The following is a 3,277-nucleotide window of genomic DNA, read 5'->3' on the forward strand; positions in this document are numbered from 1 at the left end:
GCTATGAAATTGTTATTAAGTAGAATTATTTTTGATAGGAGTGGGGCGGGAACACTAGTAAAATTGATAATTATAAATTTATTTTATGAGTATTAAGAAAAGCATCTTTATTTTTAAATAGAAATATATAAATAAAAAGGCAATAGAATGAATATACCATTCTATTGCTAGTATAATAAGCATACTTAATGTGGGCTAACTTAAATAGTTAAAATGAATAGCTGAGAAATAAACATCTATTAATCAATATCATTTTTAACATCATGAATACTATGCTCTTTATTTTTATCCGTATAAGAATAATATCTTACTATTTTGTTAATGTTTTCTTATTTATAGGATTATGATTAAATTTATAAAAGTAAAGAAATTTTTCTTTATTTAATATTTAAATTAATATCAATAAATTTTTATTTATAAAATAAGCAATAAAATAACTATCGTCATTTTTTTATATGTCTATTATTTGAAATTAAGCTGAGACAGCAAATTATAACTGTCTCAGCTATCGATTAATAATAGAAAATAGCAATAACTGCACAATGGAAAACAAAACCAACCATCAATGGAACAACCGTTCGTTTTACCACATCAAAAGGTTGTAATTTTGCGCCACTTGAGACCGCAATAATAACGCCAGCGACAGGAGACATTCCTCGTCCCATATGTGATGCTTGTTGCATTGGTAATATCATAGCGATAGGATTAACCCCCATGCTATGTGCAATTTGAGGAATTAGCTCAACAAATGCAAGAAACGGCGCATTACCTGATCCCATAATAATTGCAGCCGCTAACGTCACAATCGCAAAGACAAATGCCATCGCAAAAGGCGGTAAGCCAACAGATTCAGCCATGACAATTAAGCTATCTATTGCACCACTGACTTTAATACCATGAGCAAAAACACCTGCTGCAACTAATAAGCCTACTACATTACTAAAAGCAGAGCCCATTCCTTTTAGGAAGTGCTGAAAACCCGCACACACTAATTTGAAGTCGCGTAAACGTAATGTTTCAATAAGCATACAAATAGCCATTGAAATTAATACAATAGTGACGACATCAAGATGGATACCACTCACAAATAAGCTTGATGAACTTACTGCCATAATAATAGGTAGCATTGGAAGTAAGGCATAAAAACCGGGTACATTCTTACTTTCTTTTTTCTCTTCTGTAAGTTGCCCTAATTGCGCAATAAAGCCTGCTTTTCTATCACAATGACGTTGCCAAAAAATATGTGTGATACCAACTGCGAGTACAGTCGCAATAGCTGCTGGCCCTTGGTAATACAACACATATTCTACGACCCCTAAATCAACCGCTTTTGCACCACGAATTGCATCAATCGCGGTGGGGGTATAAGCAACGCCTAGAGAAGTTGCAATAACACCCGCGGCTGAAGCGGGTGATAAGCCAAGCCCTATCATAATAGGAAACATAGTGCCCATTAAAAGAACAGCAAGCCCAGTAGCAGAAGGGATTGCTAACTGTAAAACACTGGCGAGTAAGAAAGAGAAAAATAGCAATACATAAGGTGAACGCATATTTTTCAAAGGACGTGTTGCAACGCGTACCACAGCTTCATTAGCACCAATATGATCCATATAATGAGCAAAGCCCATTAATGCCATAATCATTAGACCGAGATCGGCGGCTCGACTACTAAAGAGATCTCGAATAATTTCAAAAGGATTTAGCCAGCTAATACCTGTACTTTTGACGTTTTTAGGGAGAATATCACCCCAGCCAAATAGCATTGTCAGTGCCATTAATACTAAACCAGCAACAAGCAAAACAGGTTCTGCTTTATATCCTTTCAAGATCATCCTAGCGACAATAACAACAACAATTAATACCGCGAGGATTTGGATCATACTTTAGCCTCAGGTGAAAAACGCGCTGCGGTTATTTTAACGACTGATTTTAAAACATTACTGGCGGCGTAAAGGGATTTAACAGGGAGATATTCATAAATTGAATGAAAGTTATGAGCACCCGTAAAAATATTAGGACAAGGTAAGCCATTTTGAGAAAGAGCCGCGCCATCATAGCCACCGCGCATTGGAATAGGGCGAGGTGTAATACCATTATCTTGATAAGCATCAATAGCAATATCGATAGGATAACGATTATCCCCTTGTAGGCTATTAAATACGTTGGCATAGCGATCTGCTAATTTACAAGCGACAGAGCCTTCACCCCATAAACCTTCACAATATTCTGAAAGCTGTTTTAAAAATGCCATACGATGCGAATAGCCTGCTTGTGTAAAATCACGAACATCCATTTTTAATAAAGTACGTGCACTATTACCTGATAATTGTTTTACCCAATAATAGCCTTCACGGCCTTCGGTATATTCAGGTGCTTCACCACCAGGTAACATAGCAATAAATTTATGTGCCATTAATAGCGAGTTTTTTAATTTGCCTTTTGCTGACATTGGGTGTGCTGATGCACCTGTAAACGTAATTTCTACGTCACCGGCATTCCAGTTTTCATAAACCAGTTCACCAATACCACAGCAATCTAAGGTATAAGCAAAGTCAGCACCAAATTCTTTTACATCAAATGCTTTTGCGCCTCGTAAACCTTGTTCTTCATCAGGCACAAAACCAATTTTTACTGTGCCATGTTTGATATCAGGATTTTGTTTAAAATATTGCAACATATCCATAATTGAAGCGATAGCGGCTTTATCATCAGCACCTAATAAGCTTGTACCATCGGTTACAATAATATTGTCACCAATATAGTCTTTTAATTCAGGAAATTCGCTTTGGCGTAGATAAATATCCAACTCTTTATTTAAACACAGATCTTCCCCAGTATAAGGTAGTATCTGTGCATGAGTATCATTTGTCTGTTCTGCACTGGTATCTAAATGGCCAAAAAAAGCCACAGTAGGAACGTCGTAATGAAGGTTTGAAGGAAGTGTTGCTGTAACAATTGCGGTATCGCGGATTTTAATATCTTTCACACCGAGCGCTTTTAATTCTTCAACTAATTGTAGGGCTAACACGCGTTGACCTTCTGATGAAGGCATAATGCCTGCGGCACCGTTTTCTCTGTTTGTTGTTGTATTTACTTTTGTGTAAGAAATAAAACGTTCTACGAGATCCATTTTAGACTCCATTGTATTTGCTTTTTTGTATTTTTACGTAATGGGATTACAAGCATCTAACTATTTTTAAAGAAGATGCTTAATCACTTTTATCATAAAAAAAACACAATAGAATTAGATAAAAATAATTATTTTTGCAGAAAATTT

The 3,277-nt window shown here is 35.9% G+C and carries 2 protein-coding genes; both read right to left on the reverse strand.

Annotation, left to right across the window (positions count from 1 at the left end; genetic code table 11):
- Positions 1 to 512: 512 nt before the first annotated feature.
- Positions 513 to 1,880, reverse strand: a complete 1,368-nt coding sequence (gene dcuC / locus M983_RS11950; protein ID WP_066751067.1) for a C4-dicarboxylate transporter DcuC — start codon at positions 1,878 to 1,880, stop codon at positions 513 to 515.
- Complete coding sequence (gene pepT / locus M983_RS11955; RefSeq protein WP_066751069.1) at positions 1,877 to 3,130, reverse strand: peptidase T; 1,254 nt, start codon at positions 3,128 to 3,130, stop codon at positions 1,877 to 1,879. Before pepT ends, dcuC begins: the two co-directional genes overlap by 4 nt.
- Positions 3,131 to 3,277 lie beyond the last annotated feature (147 nt).

The sequence above is a fragment of the Proteus myxofaciens ATCC 19692 genome, from assembly GCF_001654855.1.
Classification (GTDB): domain Bacteria; phylum Pseudomonadota; class Gammaproteobacteria; order Enterobacterales; family Enterobacteriaceae; genus Proteus; species Proteus myxofaciens.